Origin of the sequence: Pseudoalteromonas sp. MT33b (assembly GCF_014117385.1) — a bacterium.
GTDB classification, from domain to species: Bacteria; Pseudomonadota; Gammaproteobacteria; order Enterobacterales; family Alteromonadaceae; genus Pseudoalteromonas; species Pseudoalteromonas lipolytica.
Map to the genome: position 1 here is coordinate 630852 of NZ_CP059832.1, position 18903 is coordinate 649754.

At 42.4% G+C, this 18903-nt stretch carries 22 protein-coding genes; 21 read left to right on the forward strand and 1 reads right to left on the reverse strand.

Translation table 11 applies throughout. The features are described 5' to 3' along the window. Positions 1-190: 190 nt before the first annotated feature. Positions 191-844 carry a DUF6058 family natural product biosynthesis protein gene (locus tag H3302_RS18720; RefSeq protein WP_036972129.1) on the reverse strand — a complete coding sequence of 218 codons (654 nt, stop codon included), beginning with the start codon at positions 842-844 and terminating at the stop codon, positions 191-193. A 159-nt stretch (positions 845-1003) separates the two neighbouring features. Here H3302_RS18720 and dapA point away from each other — a divergent pair, with 159 nt between their 5' ends. The 21 genes from dapA to H3302_RS18825 all read left to right on the forward strand — a co-directional run bounded on the left by dapA (position 1004) and on the right by H3302_RS18825 (position 18857). Next, the gene (gene dapA, locus H3302_RS18725) at positions 1004-1918 is read left to right on the forward strand and encodes a 4-hydroxy-tetrahydrodipicolinate synthase (protein WP_074988758.1); all 915 of its coding nucleotides are present in this window, start codon (positions 1004-1006) and stop codon (positions 1916-1918) included. Positions 1919-2024: 106 nt separating this feature from the next. After that, positions 2025-2738 carry a beta-ketoacyl synthase chain length factor gene (locus H3302_RS18730; protein WP_259369907.1) on the forward strand — a complete coding sequence of 238 codons (714 nt, stop codon included), beginning with the start codon at positions 2025-2027 and terminating at the stop codon, positions 2736-2738. Continuing rightward, entirely contained in the window at positions 2728-3513 is a 786-nt protein-coding gene (locus H3302_RS18735) for a 1-acyl-sn-glycerol-3-phosphate acyltransferase (RefSeq protein ID WP_036972125.1), read from the forward strand. Before H3302_RS18730 ends, H3302_RS18735 begins: the two co-directional genes overlap by 11 nt. Then, complete coding sequence (locus H3302_RS18740) at positions 3510-3767, forward strand: phosphopantetheine-binding protein (RefSeq protein ID WP_036972123.1); 258 nt, start codon at positions 3510-3512, stop codon at positions 3765-3767. The genes H3302_RS18735 and H3302_RS18740 overlap by 4 nt, the downstream gene beginning before the upstream one ends. Before the next feature lie 25 nt (positions 3768-3792). Next, a complete protein-coding gene (locus tag H3302_RS18745; protein WP_054554554.1) occupies positions 3793-4038 on the forward strand; it encodes an acyl carrier protein in 246 nt (81 codons plus the stop codon). A 17-nt stretch (positions 4039-4055) separates the two neighbouring features. After that, on the forward strand, positions 4056-4622 hold the full coding sequence (locus H3302_RS18750; protein ID WP_182396504.1) for a hypothetical protein: 567 nt from the start codon (positions 4056-4058) through the stop codon (positions 4620-4622). Continuing rightward, positions 4609-5967, forward strand: coding sequence for an AMP-binding protein (locus tag H3302_RS18755; protein WP_182396505.1), 1359 nt, complete (start codon positions 4609-4611; stop codon positions 5965-5967). The genes H3302_RS18750 and H3302_RS18755 overlap by 14 nt, the downstream gene beginning before the upstream one ends. Next, entirely contained in the window at positions 5951-6304 is a 354-nt protein-coding gene (locus H3302_RS18760) for a thioester dehydrase (protein WP_051501863.1), read from the forward strand. Before H3302_RS18755 ends, H3302_RS18760 begins: the two co-directional genes overlap by 17 nt. Before the next feature lie 3 nt (positions 6305-6307). Further along, positions 6308-7045: a glycosyltransferase family 2 protein gene (locus H3302_RS18765; RefSeq protein WP_182396506.1), complete on the forward strand. Its 738-nt coding sequence runs from the start codon at positions 6308-6310 to the stop codon at positions 7043-7045. Further along, the gene (locus tag H3302_RS18770; protein WP_065979013.1) at positions 7045-8013 is read left to right on the forward strand and encodes an acyltransferase; all 969 of its coding nucleotides are present in this window, start codon (positions 7045-7047) and stop codon (positions 8011-8013) included. The genes H3302_RS18765 and H3302_RS18770 overlap by 1 nt, the downstream gene beginning before the upstream one ends. Position 8014: 1 nt before the next feature. Then, positions 8015-9559, forward strand: coding sequence for a histidine ammonia-lyase (gene hutH / locus H3302_RS18775; protein ID WP_244887009.1), 1545 nt, complete (start codon positions 8015-8017; stop codon positions 9557-9559). Continuing rightward, the gene (locus tag H3302_RS18780) at positions 9552-9977 is read left to right on the forward strand and encodes a thioesterase family protein (RefSeq protein ID WP_036972107.1); all 426 of its coding nucleotides are present in this window, start codon (positions 9552-9554) and stop codon (positions 9975-9977) included. The genes hutH and H3302_RS18780 overlap by 8 nt, the downstream gene beginning before the upstream one ends. Beyond that, positions 9977-10498, forward strand: a complete 522-nt coding sequence (locus tag H3302_RS18785) for an outer membrane lipoprotein carrier protein LolA (RefSeq protein WP_051501862.1) — start codon at positions 9977-9979, stop codon at positions 10496-10498. Before H3302_RS18780 ends, H3302_RS18785 begins: the two co-directional genes overlap by 1 nt. Then, entirely contained in the window at positions 10495-12714 is a 2220-nt protein-coding gene (locus H3302_RS18790) for a transporter (RefSeq protein WP_182396507.1), read from the forward strand. Before H3302_RS18785 ends, H3302_RS18790 begins: the two co-directional genes overlap by 4 nt. Before the next feature lie 3 nt (positions 12715-12717). After that, on the forward strand, positions 12718-13959 hold the full coding sequence (locus tag H3302_RS18795) for an NAD(P)/FAD-dependent oxidoreductase (protein WP_065979015.1): 1242 nt from the start codon (positions 12718-12720) through the stop codon (positions 13957-13959). Continuing rightward, positions 13947-14498 (forward strand): DUF3261 domain-containing protein, encoded by a 552-nt coding sequence (locus H3302_RS18800; protein ID WP_036972104.1) that lies wholly within the window; start codon positions 13947-13949, stop codon positions 14496-14498. Before H3302_RS18795 ends, H3302_RS18800 begins: the two co-directional genes overlap by 13 nt. Positions 14499-14500: 2 nt before the next feature. Beyond that, complete coding sequence (locus tag H3302_RS18805) at positions 14501-15658, forward strand: beta-ketoacyl-ACP synthase (RefSeq protein WP_065979016.1); 1158 nt, start codon at positions 14501-14503, stop codon at positions 15656-15658. Continuing rightward, positions 15651-16106, forward strand: coding sequence for a 3-hydroxylacyl-ACP dehydratase (locus H3302_RS18810; protein WP_075593235.1), 456 nt, complete (start codon positions 15651-15653; stop codon positions 16104-16106). Before H3302_RS18805 ends, H3302_RS18810 begins: the two co-directional genes overlap by 8 nt. After that, positions 16103-16828, forward strand: a complete 726-nt coding sequence (gene fabG, locus H3302_RS18815; RefSeq protein WP_074988764.1) for a 3-oxoacyl-ACP reductase FabG — start codon at positions 16103-16105, stop codon at positions 16826-16828. Before H3302_RS18810 ends, fabG begins: the two co-directional genes overlap by 4 nt. Further along, complete coding sequence (locus H3302_RS18820) at positions 16828-18054, forward strand: beta-ketoacyl-ACP synthase (RefSeq protein ID WP_065979019.1); 1227 nt, start codon at positions 16828-16830, stop codon at positions 18052-18054. The genes fabG and H3302_RS18820 overlap by 1 nt, the downstream gene beginning before the upstream one ends. After that, a complete protein-coding gene (locus H3302_RS18825; protein WP_227006860.1) occupies positions 18051-18857 on the forward strand; it encodes a MipA/OmpV family protein in 807 nt (268 codons plus the stop codon). Before H3302_RS18820 ends, H3302_RS18825 begins: the two co-directional genes overlap by 4 nt. The last annotated feature ends 46 nt before the right edge of the window (positions 18858-18903 follow it).

Consider the following 18903-nt stretch of genomic DNA (forward strand, 5'->3'; position numbering starts at 1 on the left):
GTGTCAAAACTGCAAAAATGACAAAAGAAATAACTCAACTACATCAATCTAACGACTAAAAAGATGAAAACCTACAAAACAAATGTACCAAAGTGTATTAACCAAAATGTAACAATGTATACATTGTTGCAACCTTGTTCAGGTGTTCAGTTACCCTTCATTTTCAGAAGAGGAAAGGGAGTGTTTGTCTCTATTTTACCGATAAATCGTATTTAGCAACCACGCTATCAATGTAACGATAGCGAAGCGTATTTTTACCTTCGTTGCCGGTACCATGACTCAATGCGCGGTTCATTAGCTTTAATGCTTTATGAAGAGCTTGGCGTTCATCAGCAGATAAGCCCGTTTTAGTGCGTAGTTCGGTGATATCATCAATAAGTAATTTGGCGACATCAAGCTGAACAGCTTCCTCTACTAAGCCATTTTGGGTCAAGACACCATATTTACTGCACAAGAATTGTTGCCACACTTGTTGTAAATGCTCGTCAATTTCAGCGCCAAATAATTCTTCATCTATTGCAAAGCCTTGCTCAGTGAGCTTACTTAATTGTGCCGAATAATGTTGGGCAAAATAATTAAAAGCTTGGCATGATGAGTTAATATCATGTTTGATGATTAGCTGACCCCAACTTGCCGCACCGCGAGGGTAGTAGTCTTGGTATTCTTCGCATTGGTAAATGCCAGAATAAGAGCTACACTCTAATTGGCTTTGCAAGCAATAACTCGGCTTTGGAAATAGACTACTTTGCTGCCATGCTCCCAGTGTATCTTCATCAATCGAGAGGGTTTGACACAGCTCTTCTGTGGTATAAAAGTAGGTTGCCAAGAATTTAGAAAGTTGCATTATCAGTCACTCACAATAAATACTGTTTATTTGTACAGTATTTAATTTTGTCTTAACTTTGTCCATTTCACAAGTTTTTTATTTATTACGTTACATTACTCGGAAATTGCCTGTGTTTATGATACAACTAGCGCAAATTTTCCAAACATTAAAATAGTTATGCGTAGCCTAGAAACAATTAAACAAGCAAGCTTGATCACTGCAATTAAAACGCCTTACCTAAGCAACGGTGAAATTGATCTTGCCTGCTATGATGACCTTGTTGAACAACAAATCGCAGCGGGTGTTGACGGTATTATCGTAGGTGGTACAACCGGCGAAGGCCAACTAATGAATTGGGAAGAGCACTTGATGCTTATTGCACACAGTGTCAGTAAATTCTCATCTCGTTTACTTATTGTGGGTAACACAGGTAGCAATAACACGCGCGAAGCTATCAAAGCGACAGAATATGGTTTTGCAACGGGAATGGACGCAGCATTGCAAATTAACCCGTATTATGGACGTACTTCATTGGCTGGAGTAAAAGAGCACTTTAAGCGTTTACTTGATATTGGCCCAGCATTTATTTACAACGTAGCAGGGCGCACAGGGCAAGATTTAACCCCTGATATTATTGAACCGTTAGCGCAGCACGAAAACTTTATTGGTGTTAAAGAGTGTGGTGGCAATGAGCGTATTGCACATTACGAAAAACAAGGTATTGCATGCTGGTCAGGTAATGATGATGAAAGCCATGATGCGCGTCATATTTATAACGCACACGGTGTTATTTCAGTGACATCTAACTTGATCCCAGGTTTGTTTCGTCAATTAATGGACGAAAAAAATGATGCATTAAACACCAAGCTACAGCCATTAATGAACTGGTTGTTTTGTGAGCCAAACCCAATCGCAATCAATACAGCATTAATGATGACGGGAGCCGTTAATCCGGTATTCCGCTTACCCTACGTACCATTAGCACCTGCACAACAAGAAGTGGGTTTAGGCTATATTAATGAACTAAATGTTGCTGACATTGTGGGAGATAAAGCTCAACTTTTAGCCGAAAAGGATGTTATTTTACGCTAAAAATGAATTGGCGCTTAATTTTGGATACATTTAAGCGCCAACGTTTTACTTTTTTGTTGCTAATGGGTAAAATTAGCAATCGTTTGGCGTTATAAGAATAAAAGTTGTGAAATTTGTTGTTAATAATTTGTGTTTATGGGTTGCACCCGAGCAGCAAATAGCAGAACTACGCCAACATACATACTGCGACCTCGACCTCAGTTGGGTTGCACCTATGCAACGGCGAAGACTCAGCCCTTTTATGAAAATGGCCTTGCATACTTTGCAACAAGCACAAGCTGAACATTCACACATTGCTATCAATTTTTCTTCTCGTCATGGTGATCTGCCAAAGACGGCCCATTTGTTACATGCGCTTGTTGAAGAAGAGCCGCTGTCACCTACAGCGTTTGGGCTCAGTGTGCATAATGCTGCGACCGGTATTTTTTCAATTATTAAAAATAACACCGCGCCTATGAATGCGATTGCCGGTGGTCAAGACAGTGTAATAAGCAATCTGATCGATGGGTACGCCCGTATTCAATCTGGTATCGAAAATTGTATTTTAGTAGCGCACACTGAAAGTGTGCTGCCTGAAGAGTATTTACCTTTTGCAGATGAGAAGCAAATCGATCACAGTGTGGCTTTTGTATTATCTCCTTACGTTGAAGGCGAATCTTATTTTGAGTTAACTAAATTATCGGGCAGCACTGATGCCGGTAATACGGACTCAGTTTTACCTTTGAGCATCCAATTAGCACAGGCTTTATCAAGCAAGGAATCCAGTGCACTACTTTCACATCAACAATCAGCTTGGATGCTTCAACATTATGGTGGCTAAACTTTTTCAGCGACTCAATCAAATTTGGCGCATTATCGCAACAGGGTTTTGTTTTGCTGTGTTTGGTGTCGGTGGTGTCGTTTTAACGTTGTTGGTGTTGCCACTTCAGCGAGTGCTTGAACCGTGTAAGCACAAGCAAAAACAAAAAGCGCGTATCACCGTACATTATAGTTTTAAATTTTTTGTTGCTCTGATGCACTACATGGGCGTTATCCATTTTTCTGTTGAAGATAAACAGCGCTTTAGTCAGTTAAAAGGCCAGCTAGTATTGGCAAATCACCCCTCTTTAATTGATGTTGTTGTGCTTATTTCGGTGATTAAACATGCCGATTGTGTGGTGAAGGCGCATTTATTTAAAAACCCATTTATGCGCGGTGTTATAAAAGGGACTGGGTACATTAGCAACGAAGATCCTCAGGAGTTATTAAATGAGTGCGAAGCATCATTGGCTGCGGGCAATAACCTGATAATATTTCCAGAAGGCACGCGAACAACGCCAGGTGATCCCCTTAAGTTTAAACGAGGAGCGGCAAACATAGCTGCGCGCTGCAAAGCACCGATTACATCTGTCATGATCAATATGAAACCAAGTACGTTAACGAAAGACACACCTTGGTATCGTGTTGCTCCTACAAAAGCTCATTTTACTATGCGCTTTGCAAAGCACGCCTTTACAGGCGATAAATTTTATAATAACGAACAACCTGCAATGCAAGCACGCCAACTAACCCGTGATTTACAGCATTACTTTTCAGAGGAACTCAGGCACCTATGACTGAACTAAAGAACCAAATAAAACAACTAATCATTAGCAGCTTAGATCTTGAAGATATTACCGTGGATGATATTGAAAATGATCAACCTCTTTTTGTTGATGGTTTAGGCTTAGACAGCATTGATGCTCTTGAACTTGGTCTTGCAATTAAGAAAGAGTTCAACGTAAAAATTGATGCCAACTCAGAACAAACAAAAGCACATTTTGCATCTGTTGATGCACTCGCTAATTTTATAAACCAACACACATCATAATACAGACTTAGAAGTAGGAAAAAGCATGAAAACCGCTGCTGATATTTACAACGTTTTACAGGGCATTTTAGTTGATGAATTTGAAATTGACGCTGATGACATCAGTTTAGATGCACACCTTTATCAAGATTTAGATCTTGATAGTATTGATGCCGTTGATTTAGTAGTGAAATTGCGTGAAATCACGGGCAAGAAAATTGAACCTGATGCGTTTAAGCAAGTGCGTACAGTTCAAGATGTTGTAAATGAAGTAGAAAAGCTCGTTTCTTAAGCTATTAAGTACAGCTTATGCTTAAAGCAATCGCCACAACATTGGTCTTAGTGTGCTTATCGTTATACCCATTTATTGTGTATTTTGGATTACAGCATGTTTCGATCAAGCAGGTAAGCTTAATTTTAATCGCATTACTTGCGATAAGGTTAATGTTGAGCCAAAAATTGACAAGCACAATGCCTTGGCTCAAACCTGCGTCATTTTTGGCAATTGTGGCGCTTGCGACTACGCCGTTTTTTAATAGCGAATTAGGCTTAAGATTATACCCTGTGATCATTAACACCGTGATGGCGATTACATTTATCTACTCATTGCGACAGGGGCCAACAGTGATTGAAAGTTTCGCCCGATTAAAAGAGCCTGATCTAGATAGTAAGGGAGTAAGGTACACGCGCCAAGTGACCAAAATTTGGAGCGTTTTCTTTATTTTAAACGGCACGGTTGCGCTCTACACCAGTCTATTTGCGTCGTTATCAATGTGGACACTTTACAATGGCTTGGTTGCCTATCTCTCGATAGCTATTTTGATGCTAGTGGAATGGCTAGTTAGACAAAAGGTAAAAAATAATGGTGGCGAGTAACCTACAGTTTCACCCAAATTCAGCGTTTGTTGTTGCAGAAAAACACATAACCCGTGAGCAGTTTTTTGCTGATATCAGTGCGTTTCAACATAAATTAGCGGGATTAAAACCTACCAGCCATGTGGTGTTGTTTCACCCAGATACGTATCAATTTGCTGTGCGTCTATTTGCTCTCGCCTGCAGCGGGCACAATGTTATTTTGCCGCCAAATGGTCAGCCGGAAACGTTGCGCCTCCTGTTAGCGCAGTCGCCTATTTTTGCGGGTGATGCACGTGAATTAGACACCGGCATTGTGTTTAATAATCTTGAGTTAAGCCAACAGCACACTCATAGCCGTTTGCCACGCTTACAGTGGCCAACGAAAACCGCCGTTATTTTTTATACTTCGGGCTCTTCAGGGCAATCTAAGCCGGTAGTGAAGCCATGGCGGGTACTCAACCGTGAGTTATCGGTTCTGTCTATGGCGTTTGATTTGCCAAGCCAGTTTACATTTTTGGCGACAGTTTCTCATCAGCATATTTATGGTCTGTTATTTCGTTTACTCTGGCCACTTGTAAAAGGGCAGGTTATTGACAGTGAACAAATTCAATATCCAGAACACATAGCGCAAAAGTTGCAGCATATTCAGCATGCTGTGCTTGTATCAAGCCCCGCGCAGTTAGGCAGATTGTGCATGGATAATGTACTGATACCAGAGCGCGCAAGGTTGACATGGTTATTTTCATCGGGTGGTCCTTTAAATAACGAACAAGCCGAAATGTTGTGTGAGCAACTTGCACGACCGGTAACTCAAGTGTTTGGCAGCACTGAAACGGGGGGAATTGCTTATCGGCAAGTCACTCAAGCCGCTGTCGATGTACCTTGGCAGCCTTTTAATGGTAACCATTTGTCAGTTAACCATGAAGGACGCTTAATGCTTGACTCATCTATACTAGAACATGCGAATTACCCATTAGATGACAGAGCCATTGTGCATAGTAATGGGCAATTTAAGCTCCTTGGGCGTATTGATAGAACCATTAAAATAGAAGAAAAACGCTTAAACCTTGATGAGCTAGAATGCTTTTTACTCAGTCACGAGTGGGTGAAAGAGGCTAAGCTGGTGGTTCTGCCAAGCAAACGAGTTCAAATTGGGGCTGTTGTTGTGCTCACGGATAAGGCCAGTCATGAACTTGAAGAACATGGTAAATTAGTCATAAATCGTACCCTGCAAGCGTATTTGTCAAACCGATTTGAGCGTGTTTGTTTACCTCGCAAGTGGCGCTATATCGATGCATTACCTTTTAACAGTCAAGCAAAGTTGAGTTTAAAAACACTGGAGCAGTATTTTGCCAAGCCTGAATAAAGTCACCCCACAGGTGGCGGTTTTATCGCAAACAGAGCACCGCGTTAGTCTAGCGTTAACGATTACGGCTGATTTAGATTATTTTCGAGGGCACTTCCCTGATGCTCCCATTTTAGCTGGGGTTGTGCAGTTAGATTGGGCTGTGAAATATGCGCAGCAGTACCTTGGGTTTGGTCCACAGGTGCAAGATTTAGAAGTGTTAAAGTTTCAGGTCGTCACCACGCCAAATATGACCGTAAATTTAACCCTTGAGCGCAACGCTAAAGGCAAATGTGTATTTAGCTATCAATCAGATAAAGGCCAGCATGCGTCTGGTCGAATTGTGTTTTGCGAATAAACAATGAATCAATTTTGTATTGTCATTCCTAATTATAACCACACCCATGCTATCGCAACCGTGATTTTAGAACTCAATGCATTAAAACTACCGATTATTATGGTGGATGATGGGAGTTGCGATGATGCAAAGCAAGTGTTTGCGTCTTTACAGCAACAATATGACGATTTAACGGTACTTACACACACAGAAAATCAGGGCAAAGGCGGCGCCGTACAAACTGGGTTGTTATATGCGCATGAACACGGCTTTAGTCATGCAATTCAGGTGGATGCTGATGGTCAGCATTCACTAGACGATATTGCTAAACTCATTGAGTTAAGTAATAACGAGCCAAACAATGTAATCAGTGGTTGTCCAATATATGACAGCTCAGTACCAAAACATCGTTACTTGAGTCGATACATCACTCACTTTTGGGTGTGGGTTGAAACATTGAGCTTTGATATTGTCGATTCAATGTGTGGTTTTAGGGTGTACCCACTCACCGCAGTAAAGCAATTAATGGCAAAGCAAGCGCTTGGCAAACGCATGGACTTTGATATTGAAATATTGGTCAGACTTTACTGGCAAGGTGTCAAGGTTACCTTCTTACCCACTCAGGTTATTTACCCCGAAAACGGCGTTTCTCACTTTCGCGCTTTACATGATAATTTGGGGATTTCATGGCTTCACACGCGTTTGTTCTTTGGCATGCTGTTCCGTTCGCCCCTACTTATTTGGCGAAAGGTGGTGGGTTAATGGCTGCAAAGCACTGGTCAAAAATGCAAGAGCGCGGCAATCGACTGGGTATGCAAATATTGTTATTTAGCTACCGCATATTGGGTCGAAAAGGGCTCTGGATTATCCTTTTTCCTGTGGTGTTTTATTTATTTTTAACAGGTAAAACCGCGCGCCGCGCATCCTATGCTTTTTTAACGCAAGTACGCAAAGTTAATGGTAATGACAAAGTAGTGACGTGGCGAGACAGCTTTCGACACTTTCGTTGTTTTGCGGACAGCGCCTTTGACAAAATCGATGCGTGGCTTGCGCGTATACCCCAAAGTAACATTTCTTACACCAATGAGGCGTTGTTCATAGAGCTTGATGAACACGCGCAAGGTGCCATTTTTATTGGTTCACACTTGGGTAATTTAGAGGTGTGCCGCGCTTTAAGTCAGCACCGCTCAAGTAAAGTGATTAATGTATTGGTATTTACGCATCATGCCGTGGAATTTAATAAACTTTTAAAAAGTATCAACCCAGATGTCGCAATTAACCTAATTCAAGTGACAGACTTAGGCCCTGATATGGCAATAATGCTTAAAGATAAAGTTGAGCAAGGCGAAATAGTTGTTATTGTGGGCGATAGAACCAGTACGACAACAGCGGGGCGTGTCATCGAGGCCGATTTTTTAGAAAAACCAGCTCCTTTTTCTCAAGGTCCATTTATTCTAGCTGCGTTATTAGATTGCCCTGTTTTTCATTTGTTTTGTTTAAAAGATAAGACGGCCGATGGCAAAGTATTTTATCGTGTTATTTTTGAAAAATACGCTGATAAACTTGTTCTACCGCGTAAAACAAGGCAACAGACATTACACAAGATTGTCAGCGATTATGCTCAAAGGCTAAGCTATTACGCTGCCGCATACCCATATCAATGGTTTAATTTTTATGACTTTTGGCAAAATGACGAGCACGTGTCTCGCGACCAAAACAAGGAGAACTAAGGTGCCAGAGCACTCTACTACAACATTTGGCAAGCAACGTTTATCTATCGAAGATATTGTTCATATTGCGTTAGAGCAAGGAGCTGTCGCGTTAACGTCAGACAATCAATTTGCCAAGAAAATCGACAGTGCTGTAGCATTTTTAGACAAGCTTTTGGAAGATGATGGCGTTATATATGGCGTAACTACGGGATACGGCGATTCTGTGACCGTTAAAGTGCCGCTTGATTTGGTGAATGAATTACCTCTTCATCTTACTCGTTTTCATGGTTGCGGTATGGGAAGTATGTTTACCCCTGAGCAAGGACGTGCCATTTTAGCCACGCGATTAGCGTCACTTTCACAAGGGTATTCAGGTGTTAGCTGGGACATGCTTAACCTGCTAAAAGACTTTTTAAATCACAATATCGTACCGGTTATTCCACAAGAAGGCTCAGTGGGAGCAAGTGGCGATTTAACGCCATTGTCATACGTTGCTGGTGCGATGGTCGGTGAGCGCGACGTATACTATCAAGGCGAAATTAAAAACAGCTTAGAAGTGATGAAATCATTGGGTTTAACCCCATTAAAACTGCGCCCTAAAGAAGGGTTGGCAGTGATGAATGGCACTGCAGTTATGACTGCGCTGGCGTGTTTAGCCTTCGACCGAGCGGCGTATTTAGCGCAATTAACTAGCCGTATTACGGCGCTTGCCAGCCTTGCTTTGAAAGGGAATAGCCACCACTTTGATGACATACTGTTTTCTGTAAAACCTCACCCCGGGCAACAGCAGGTTGCAGCGTGGATCAGAGGGGATTTAAATCATGTTGAACACCCTCGAAATGCTGATCGCTTACAAGACCGTTATTCAATTCGCTGTGCGCCTCATGTGATTGGTGTACTGCAAGATAGCCTGCCATGGTTCAGGCAAATGATTGAAAATGAACTTAATTCGGCAAATGATAATCCCATTATCGATGGTGAGGGAGAGCATGTGCTCCATGGCGGTCATTTCTACGGCGGCCATATAGCAATGGTAATGGATACGATGAAAACGGCGGTTGCTAATTTAGCTGATTTAGCCGATCGTCAAATTGCGTCGTTAGTTGATACGCGTTACAACAACGGTTTGCCATCGAACTTATCGGGCAGTAACGACGAACGTCGTTATATTAACCACGGCTTTAAAGCTGTGCAAATTGGTGCCAGTGCTTATACGGCTGAAGCATTAAAGCTGACTATGCCAGCGAGTGTGTTTTCACGTTCAACCGAGTGTCATAACCAAGATAAAGTGAGTATGGGTACGATTGCAGCGCGCGATTGTTTGCGTATTTTACAGCTTACAGAACAAGTGATTGCAAGCACGCTGTTAGCAAGTATTCAGGGTTTACGTTTGCGTATTGCACAAGGCGAGCTTGAATTTACTAGTTTAACGGCCGAAGTGCAGGCCATGTATCAAGATATTAGTGAGTTTTTCCCACTGCTTGATGAAGATCGTCCTTTAGAAGCCGTATTACGTTTTACTGTTGATGCGATTCAAACCAAACGATGGAGTTTATATGCATAGTCGTGGCGCATTATTAAGCACCCATGTAGAGATTGAAATTCCTTTTCATGATTGCGATCCAATGAATGTGGTATGGCATGGTAATTACCCGCGTTACTTGGAAGTAGCGCGGTGTGAATTACTGCGTTTATTTGATTATGACTATTTGCAAATGCAGGCGTCGGGTTATGCATGGCCAATCATTGATATGCACATTAAGTATGTGGGTTCAGCATTGTTTACTCAAAAAATTAGGGTTGATGCGTATTTAAAAGAGTACGAAACTCGCTTACGCATTGATTATGTTATTAGCGATGTCGCAACGGGGAAAAAGCTCACCAAAGCAACGACGATTCAGGTGGCGGTTGATATTGAGTCTAAAGACATGCAATTTGTGTCTCCCCCCGTGTTGCATGACAAGCTGCAAAAGGTGATGTAATGCGAAATAGCCTCTTAATGTTACTGTGTTTTATGATGGCTTGGCCACTTATGGCAGACCAAGTTGGTCTGAAGCAAGGCACCTTTAGCCAAGAAAAACATTTCAAAGGTTTCACTAAGCCGTTTATATCTGAAGGGCTATTCAAACTTACTGAGCAAGGACTTATTTGGCAAGTAGAGTCACCTATAAAAAGTAAACTAGTCATAAAACAAGGCCAAGTTTATACCTATAATGAGCGTGGGGAAGCGCAATTACAAAAAGGTGCCGAGCCATATGTAGCCCTTTTACAAGCGATTATAAAGCACGATAAAGCGGCGCTGGCTTTACAGTTTGATACCCGTGAACACGCTGACAATGATTGCCAATTATTACTTCCTAACGATGAAATGCTCCAGCAGATTTTTAGCCAGTTTACAGTGTGCGCTGATGAAAAAAACGTTAACAGCGTGCGTTTACAAGAGATAAATGGCAATGTTACGTTACTGCGCTTTTCATACCCACAAGATGGAAGCCCACAGTGAAAGTTTGGGGGGTAACACTGGGTTGGTTAACAGTAATGGCGAGCTTATTGGTTGCTGTTTTTGTCATAAAACAGCCCGCCTTAAATAATGATATATTGGCATTACTTCCCCAGTCAGAACCTAGACTCCAACAGCTCGAAACGCACTTTTTTGCCAGTAACAAACAGCAATTAAGCTTTTCATTTTCGGGTGAAAATAAAGAGCAAGCTTACGATGAAATGGTTGCATGGTTAGCTAAAAAAAATATCACACCGCGCTTTAGCGTCCCCAAGGTCGAACAGCTTGCCACGTTCTATAGTCAATATGCGGGCAACTTGTTGACTCCAAGCTATCAACACGCATTAACTGATGCGAGTCGTTTTCAGCACTACTATTTTAGTCAATTGAGTAAAGTGGCCGATCCTTTTGTATCGAGTACGATTAATCTGGATCCGAGTTTAAGTACCGCAGAATTTTTAACCTCGGTAATCACACAATTACAGCAATTTGAAATGTCAGATAGCCGCATTAGTATTCGCCATTTAGATAATGACTATTTGATGTTGTTTGTACACGCAGCCGATAATGCATTTTCGATAGACCAAGCAGTGGCATTAAATGATGATGTGCTCGCTCAACTTGCCCAACTACATACGAATTACCCACACACCAGTATACATTATTCAGGTGCTTTATTTCATACCGCAGAAAATGCACAACAAGCAAAATTTGAAATGACCTTGTTCGGGACTTTGAGCTTAATCGCGCTGATTATTATGGTGGTTTGGGTTTTCAGGTCGTTTAACGCATTATGGCTTGCTTCTGTGACGGTTATCAGCGCAGCGCTTGGTGGCAGCATAGCCTTGGCTATCTTTTTTGCTGAGATTCATGTGTTAACGCTTGTTTTTGCGGTGACCTTAATTGGTATTGCAATTGATTACGCATTTCATAGCATGCTGGACTTAACAACGCATAAAAATGGCTTTAGTCGGGGCCTTAAACTTGCTCTTTTGTTGTCTTTAGTGACGACAATATTAGGCTATGCGAGTTTATTTTTCTCGCCTGTGCAGTTATTAACTCAGGTTGGGGTTTTTGTTGTAGCAGGACTGATAACCGCGTGGCTCACTACACGGCTTTTACTCCCTAGTTGGCAAGCAAGACTCACAATCAGTGTTGAGGCAGGAAAATTTGCGGAAAAATTAAGTGCCCTGCTTAAGTCTATTCATCGGCAAAAAGTCGCGATCATCTTGCTACTGCTCGTTAGCCTCAGTGTGTTTTCGCTGTTAAAACCTCCCGTATTAAATGATGATGTGAAGCTGCTCAATGCAAGTCCTCAAGTGCTTATGAACAACGAAGCCTTGCACATGTCTTTATTAGGTAAAGATAATGGGCAAATAATGATCATGTTTGCCGAAAATGCTGAGCAGCTTTTACTTAAACAAGAAGCACTAAAAGTTAAAATTAAGCAGCAAGGTGGTCAGGCATTGATGCTCAGTGACCTTGTGCCGAGTGCAAGTACACAACAAAAAAATAACAATGAGATGCGTGTGCATCACGCATCACTCGATGTTGTCACACAATTGACAGGCAGTCCTTTAGTGTTGTCAGATTCAATCCTTACTCTGGACGCTGCACTAGACTCACCGTTAGGTCCTCTTATTGCTAATCAAGTGATCTTAAACAACGAATTTGCTGCAAGCTGGTTTATGGTTACGGGTATCGATAAAACGCAATTAGCTGAGTGGGCTCGCGCTGAAAGCGAGCTGCTAGTGTACGATAAAGTGGCCATGATAACTGCGGGGCTAGAGGATTACTCACACTCGTTATTGGTAACCATTGCAATCGCTATCACGTTTGCCATGTTATTGTTTACCTTTAAGTTTGGTTTTAAAGTCGCTTACCAGCAAGGGTTAATATTGGGGTTAACATTAGCAGCCGTTTTACTGCTTTGTAGTGCAATTCAAACACAATTATCAATATTTAACTTATTGGGATGCTTGCTTATTTTAGCGCTCGCAATCGACTATTTAGTGTTTTATCAAATCAATAAGTTAACCCCGAGCAATGTATTAGCGATTAGCTTATCTGCCGCCTCTTCTATGTGGGTATTTGGTATGCTAGCGGTATCAAAAACGCCCGCTATTTTTAGTTTTGGTTTAACCGTGTTAGTGGGGCTGATTTGCATTTATTTGTTAGCGCCGCTCTGTGTCGCATTACCTAATAATAAGGAAAAATAATAGGTGAATAATCAGATTCAACAGGCAGATGTCGTCATTATTGGCGCAGGGCCTTCGGGTGCCGTTGCAGCCAGTTTACTGGTGAATAAAGGCTGGCGTGTCGTGGTGCTAGAACAACAAGTATTCCCTCGATTTTCAATTGGTGAAAGCTTACTGCCACAGTGTATGCACTTTCTTGCAGAAGCAAACTTAGCTGAGAGTGTCAAAGAGCAAGCTGACACGTTGGGCTTCCAATTTAAAAATGGTGCTGCATTTCAACGTCGAGGCGAGCATACGGCGATTGACTTTACCGAAAAATTTACTCAAGGCCCTGGTACGACATTTCAAGTAAAACGGGCTGATTTTGATAAGTGTTTAGCAGATGGCGCAATGGAACAAGGGGCTGAAATTCGTTATCAGCACAGCGTCATAGAGTACACAGACCATGGCGATGGTGCTTTACTCACCGTTGATGATGAAAAAAATCAACGCTACCAAATAAAAGGGCGGTTTGTATTAGACGCCAGTGGTTTTGGCCGCGTATTACCACGTTTACTTGATTTAGAAACGCCATCAAATTTTCCTGTACGCTGGGCGTATTTCAGTCATTTTGAAGACAATATTACTGATGATAAATTTGATCGCGAAAAAATCCTGATCAATGTGCATCCAAAACATAACGATATTTGGTATTGGCTTATTCCATTCAGTGATGGGACTGCCAGTATCGGTGTGGTTGGAAAACCTAGCCAATTTGAAGACACAGCGCCTTTAGCTTGTTTAAATGAGTTTATTGAGCAAGATACGTATTTAAGTGAATTACTTGCACGTAGAGTTGCAATTGGCGAAGCACGAACAATTAAAGGATACTCAGCCAATGTAGCCTCGCTTCATGGGGAACACTTTGCGTTACTGGGCAATGCGGGTGAGTTTTTAGATCCGGTGTTTTCATCGGGAGTCACAATTGCGTTAAAATCGGCATCATTAGTTGCGCCACTAGTCGATGACTACTTACAGGGCAAACAGGTTGATTTTCAAGCACAGTACAGTGAGCCATTGCAGCAGGGTGTAAACTGTTTTCGAACTTATGTGGCTGCTTGGTATGATACTTCGTTTCAAGATGTGATTTTTTACAGTGAACAAAACCAGCAAGTACGAGAAATGATCAGTGCTATTTTGGCAGGGTACGCGTGGGACCTTGATAATCCATTTGTAAAACAAAGCGAGCGACGCTTGAATACCTTGGTTGAGCTATGTCGAGATTAAAAACGTTAGTCATTGCAGCAATGGTGCTGTTATTAGCGAGCTGTGCAAGTGAGTTTGCAGTTAAAGCAGGGGTGGATCTTGCTCCCAATGCGGGGATTTATTTAATGGATCCGCCTGCTTCATTTGTTGCAGATAATTGGCAGCAGGTGTTAGAAGTCAGTCACAACGATGAAAGCCACACGTTACTAGCACAGCTCGATATTAACAGTCTTAGTGGAATTAACCTCGTGGTGATGACCGCACAAGGAGTGCCTGTTTTTCAATTGGAAAAAGCGATTTCAGGACCCGTTAAAAGTAAAAAAATGCTGCCAATTGAGCGTCTTGACCCGCGCTATATTTTGGCCGATATAATGCTTGTGCATTGGCCTGTGGAAGTACTCAGTTCGCAGCTTTATGGTTTAAAAATAGTTGCAAAAGACTCAAAGCGTTTGCTTTATAAAGGTGATGAGTTGATTAGTGAGATCCGTTTTTTAGAAGAAAAAACAGAGCTCGTAAATTATCAGCGAAACTACAAAATAATATTTCAAAGGGTTAATTGATTATGCCATTTTGGCTCAATGATTTAGGAATTGTGAGTGCATTAGGTGTTGGGCAAAAGCACACCATGGCGCGCATCAGTCAAGCGCCAACTCAAACACTTACAAACGTGTCTTCACTTGTTTTTGAACAGCGCCCAACATTTGTGGGGTTAGTGGATGTGTTACCGTTAACAGAATCAATGCGATTCTATAAGCTTATTGACTTAGCCTTGGCACAACTGACCGACACGCTAGCAAAAGTAACATGTTCACGCGATCGTATTGCGGTGGTTATGGGCACAAGCACGGCTGCTATTCAAGAGGGGGAGAGGGCACGTAAAGTACACGCTAAAGAAGGAAAATGGCCGGCTCAGTTTAATTATTACGACCAAGCTCTCATCGCACCCGCGGCTTACATTGCAAAGACACTTGATGCAACGGGTCCCTGTTACAGCATTTCGACAGCATGCAGCTCAAGTGCCAAGGCAATGATCAGTGCACGTGCCTTGCTCAGTGCAGACTTAGCCGATGTGGTTATTTGTGGTGGAGTTGATAGCTTGTGCCAGCTGACAGTGAACGGTTTTGATTCACTCTCTTCAATTAGCGATGAAATTTGTAAGCCATTTAGTAAGGATAGAAAAGGCATTAATATCGGTGAAGCAGCAGCCGTGTTTGTGATGAGTAAAGAGCAACTCAATGATCACGCAGTGGCATTTTTAGGAGGGGGGGAAAGCTCCGATGCTCACCATATTTCAGCGCCAATTAGTGATGGTTCGGGTGCAATAAGTGCAATGCAAAAAGCACTTAATGATGCCAATCTACTCGCAACAGATATTGACTATATCAATGCTCATGGAACTGCAACAGTGCAAAATGATGCCATGGAGTCACTTGCAATCAGTAAGGTGTTTGGCAACAATACGCCCGTTAGCTCATCAAAACATTTAACGGGTCACACTTTAGGTGCTGCAGGTGCACTAGAAGCAGGCCTATGTTGGTTATATTTAGCTTACCCTGAGTTTACGCGCTTGGTGTTTAATAACGCAGAAGTAGATGAATCCCTGAGTGACATTAACCTAATAACTCAGCCCAGAGACGCATCTGTTAGCTATTGTTTATCGAATTCTTTTGCCTTCGGGGGCAATAATGTCAGTGTAATATTAGGACATCTGCATGAATAACTATAAAATTGAGCACGTCGTCCCTCATAGTGACCCAATGATTTTGCTCAATCGCCTTAACGGTTACACCGATGAATCTGGCTGCTGTGAAGTAGATATCAGCCCTGACAGCCCTTTTTACGATGAGAGTTTGCGCGGCGTTGCCAGCTATATTGGTTGTGAGTATATGGCACAAGCCATTGCTGCGTATGCGGGGGCGTTGGCAAAAGACAGAGGCGATGCTGTCCAAATTGGCTTTTTAATCGGGACGCGTAAGTATAAAACGTATGCGCCTGTATTTAATAACGGCAGTACGTTAACAGTATCCGTTGCAAGGTTATATCAAGAAGAATCCGGGTTGAGTGTGTTTGAGTGTCAAATTCATGATGCTGAAACATTATTAGCAGAAGCAAAAATAAATGTGTTTCAGCCTCAGGACCCCATGCAGTTTATAAGAGAAAATCAATGACAAAACGAATTTTAGTCACAGGTTCGAGCCGTGGAATAGGTAAAGCAATCGCATTACGATTAGCAAAAGATGGCTTTGATATTGCGGTTCATTGTCGAAGTGGTGTGACTGAGGCTGAGCAAACTTGTAAAGAAATCAGGGAGCGTGGTTGTCATGCAAGCTTGTTACAGTTTGATGTGTGTGATCGGGCGCTGGCAAAACAACAAATTGAAGCAGATATTGCAGCACATGGGGCATATTACGGCGTGATCTGTAATGCGGGTATTACTAACGATATGGCCTTTCCTGCGATGCAAGGTGATGATTGGGATAAAGTTATTCGCACTGGTCTTGATGGATTCTACAATGTGGTTCATCCCACGGTAATGCCAATGGTTCAAACCCGTAAAGGGGGCCGCATTGTTACTATGGCATCAGTGTCTGGTATTGCGGGTAACCGTGGTCAAGTAAACTACAGTGCTGCAAAAGCGGGGATCATTGGTGCAACCAAAGCATTGTCGCTAGAACTCGCAAAACGCAAAATTACGGTGAACTGTGTTGCCCCTGGACTTATTGAAACAGCAATGACCGATGATTTACCCGTCGATGACATGCTAAAAATGATCCCATTAAAACGTATGGGCTCAGTAAACGAAGTTGCAGGAACCGTTTCATTCCTATGCTCTGAAGATGCGGCTTACATTACGCGTCAGGTTATCTCGGTTAATGGCGGAATGGTGTAATGAAACGTGTTGTTGTTACAGGTATGTCGGCTATTACTGCGCTGGGCGATACTTGGGAGGAATTTAAAGCCGCTTTGCAAAAAGGTGAAAACGCAGTTCAGTACATGACCGACTGGGATAGCGCACCAGAGCTTAACACGCGCTTAGCTGCGCCGGTTACTCATTTTACAAAACCCAGCCATTACAAGCGTAAACAAGTGCGTTCAATGGGGCGAGTTGCCTTAATGTCGACCTGTGCGACCGAGCATGCTTTACAAGATGCGGGACTGTTAGAGCACCCAAGTTTAACCGATGGCTCTACAGGGATTGCGTTTGGCTCATCAACTGGCTCAACGCCGCCGTTGCTTGCCTTTGCCAAAATGATGGAAACGGGGGAAATGACTGGGGTGACAGCAACCAGCTATATTCAAATGATGGCACATACGGCCCCTGTCAATGTGGGCGTGTTTTTCAAAATAAAGGGCAGAGTAATCACGACAAGCTCCGCATGTACCTCAGGCTCACAGGGAATCGGTTACGCGTATGAGGCCATTAAGTTTGGGCGTCAAAAAGTGATGGTTGCGGGTGGTGCCGAAGAGTTATGCATTACCGAAGCGGCGGTTTTCGATACGTTATATGCAACCAGCACAAAAAATGATGCAGCAAAACAGACGCCACGTCCGTTTGATCAACATCGAGATGGTCTTGTTATTGGTGAAGGGGCTGGTACGTTAATTTTAGAAGAGTATGAACATGCCGTCGCTCGTGGAGCGACAATTTTTGCAGAGCTAGTAGGTTTTGGCTGTAATTCAGATGGTCAACATGTGACCCAACCTACAGCCGAAACTATGCAAGTTGCTATTGAATTGGCACTGGCAGATGCCCAGTTAAGTGCCGATGATATTGGCTATGTTAACGCTCATGGCACCTCGACTGATAGAGGTGACATTGCTGAATCTCATGCGACCTTTAATGCTTTAGGTAAAAAGCCAATTAGTTCATTAAAAAGTTACTTAGGGCATACACTCGGTGCCTGCGGTGCAATTGAAGCATGGGCAAGTATTAATATGATGAATGATAGCTGGTTTGCACCGACTATTAATTTGACCCACGTTGATGCTGAATGTGCTGACCTTGATTACATAACTGGACAAGGCCGCGAAATGCGTACGGACTATATTATGTCTAACAATTTTGCATTTGGTGGTATTAATACATCGTTAATTTTTAAGAAGTGGCAAGCATGATCTGGCGCTGCGTTGTTGTTATTTTAGTTCTGGTTAGCGTTAAGGCGTACAGCGCAGCAAAAATGGAGTTGGGGGCTGGGGTATTTTATGCCGATATTCCCCATTATTTAGGCTCAGATGAGAGCGAAAAATATTTACTTCCAGTGCCTTATTTCCGCTATCAAAGTGAGAAAATGGCCATTGACCGTAATAACTTCACCGGTTACCTGTGGCAACATGAAAACCTGCATTTAGATTTATCGGCGGGTGTTGGTTTAGCCGTTGATAGTAAAGATAACAAAGCACGCGAGGGCATGGACGACCTTGATTGGGTGTTTGAATTAGGGCCATCCTTAAATTATTACGTTATCGGTGAACCAAATAGCAAAGAGCACATGTATTTTAGTCTCTTTGTACGTAAAGCCATTGCGACTGATTTTGGTGATGTAGATGATATAGGTTGGCGTTATGGTCCCAGTATTTATTACACCATACCGCTTTTAGAGCAAGCACACTCACAGTTTTCAGTCGCATTTCGTGGTAATGTAAATTTTGCGACAGAGCGTTATTTGAACTATTACTACGCGGTTAACGAAATAGAAAGTAATGCAACACGGCAAATATACGCAAGCCGTTCAGGTTTTTCAGGTGCTGATGTGTCAATTGGGCTCCATTTCGATACACCTAACTACTGGCTAGGTGGCTTTGTTAAATATCACCATCTTGCTAATAGTCAGCAACATGCAAGCCCGCTCGTTAAGCAAGACTATAATGTGTCTATTGGCTTTGGTGTTGCGTGGAAATTCTACCGTAAGCATTTTTAATGAGTGCGGCACATATTAAACGACGATCACCCTTACTTGTTTTATT

Coding starts and splice junctions, on each gene's coding strand:
- H3302_RS18755 (WP_182396505.1), top strand. CDS start 4,609: ATGGTGGCGAGTAACCTACAGTTTCACCCAAATTCAGCGTTTGTTGTT.
- H3302_RS18735 (WP_036972125.1), top strand. CDS start 2,728: ATGGTGGCTAAACTTTTTCAGCGACTCAATCAAATTTGGCGCATTATC.
- H3302_RS18780 (WP_036972107.1), top strand. CDS start 9,552: ATGCATAGTCGTGGCGCATTATTAAGCACCCATGTAGAGATTGAAATT.
- H3302_RS18770 (WP_065979013.1), top strand. CDS start 7,045: ATGGCTGCAAAGCACTGGTCAAAAATGCAAGAGCGCGGCAATCGACTG.
- H3302_RS18805 (WP_065979016.1), top strand. CDS start 14,501: ATGCCATTTTGGCTCAATGATTTAGGAATTGTGAGTGCATTAGGTGTT.
- H3302_RS18765 (WP_182396506.1), top strand. CDS start 6,308: ATGAATCAATTTTGTATTGTCATTCCTAATTATAACCACACCCATGCT.
- H3302_RS18800 (WP_036972104.1), top strand. CDS start 13,947: ATGTCGAGATTAAAAACGTTAGTCATTGCAGCAATGGTGCTGTTATTA.
- H3302_RS18785 (WP_051501862.1), top strand. CDS start 9,977: ATGCGAAATAGCCTCTTAATGTTACTGTGTTTTATGATGGCTTGGCCA.
- dapA (WP_074988758.1), top strand. CDS start 1,004: ATGCGTAGCCTAGAAACAATTAAACAAGCAAGCTTGATCACTGCAATT.
- H3302_RS18820 (WP_065979019.1), top strand. CDS start 16,828: ATGAAACGTGTTGTTGTTACAGGTATGTCGGCTATTACTGCGCTGGGC.
- H3302_RS18745 (WP_054554554.1), top strand. CDS start 3,793: ATGAAAACCGCTGCTGATATTTACAACGTTTTACAGGGCATTTTAGTT.
- H3302_RS18810 (WP_075593235.1), top strand. CDS start 15,651: ATGAATAACTATAAAATTGAGCACGTCGTCCCTCATAGTGACCCAATG.
- H3302_RS18750 (WP_182396504.1), top strand. CDS start 4,056: ATGCTTAAAGCAATCGCCACAACATTGGTCTTAGTGTGCTTATCGTTA.
- H3302_RS18720 (WP_036972129.1), bottom strand. CDS start 844: ATGCAACTTTCTAAATTCTTGGCAACCTACTTTTATACCACAGAAGAG.
- fabG (WP_074988764.1), top strand. CDS start 16,103: ATGACAAAACGAATTTTAGTCACAGGTTCGAGCCGTGGAATAGGTAAA.
- H3302_RS18740 (WP_036972123.1), top strand. CDS start 3,510: ATGACTGAACTAAAGAACCAAATAAAACAACTAATCATTAGCAGCTTA.
- H3302_RS18825 (WP_227006860.1), top strand. CDS start 18,051: ATGATCTGGCGCTGCGTTGTTGTTATTTTAGTTCTGGTTAGCGTTAAG.